Annotated in this window: 1 protein-coding gene; it reads left to right on the top strand. The window is 33.3% G+C overall.

The features are described from left to right. Nucleotides 1-514: hypothetical protein (locus E3E36_RS11550; RefSeq protein ID WP_167895545.1), on the top strand; the 514-nt coding region annotated here is incomplete at both ends.

Raw genomic sequence — 514 nt, 5'->3', positions numbered from 1 at the left:
TTAAATGCAGAAAAAGGTGAAATAAACGGCTTGGTTCATGCAATTACTAATTTGAATGAAAGTGATAGCACACGTACTTCTTTAATGCAGACTTTAATAGACAAGTACCCTGATTTATTTGCCAACATTGATAAAGAGTGTATAGATAATAACAAGCTTCTTGACACTTTAAAAGATATAAATAAGGAATATGATAAACGGATAAACTTAGCAAGTAATAAAGAATTAATCGGAACTTATAACAAAGAATATCAGGAAAATGCAAAAGATGTAGCACACTATACAGCCTTATTAAATGCTGCAAAAAGTGGAGATATAAATGCCGTTAAAGCATTAGGAACAAGATGGGAGAAAGCTAATCTTTTCTCCGGTGATGCAGGAATCAATTTCGTAACCGGAAGTTTTGGCAATAAGCTTAGCAGCAGTGGTATTGCAAAGCTTGAATACATGCTAAGTGATGCAAAGAATAAAATGTCTTCTTCTGAAATTGGACTTGGAATTGCAAAAGAGATCG

Source organism: Thermococcus sp. M36 (assembly GCF_012027355.1).
In the GTDB taxonomy this organism is placed as follows: domain Archaea; phylum Methanobacteriota_B; class Thermococci; order Thermococcales; family Thermococcaceae; genus Thermococcus.
This window is presented reverse-complemented; position numbering and strand designations above follow the sequence as displayed.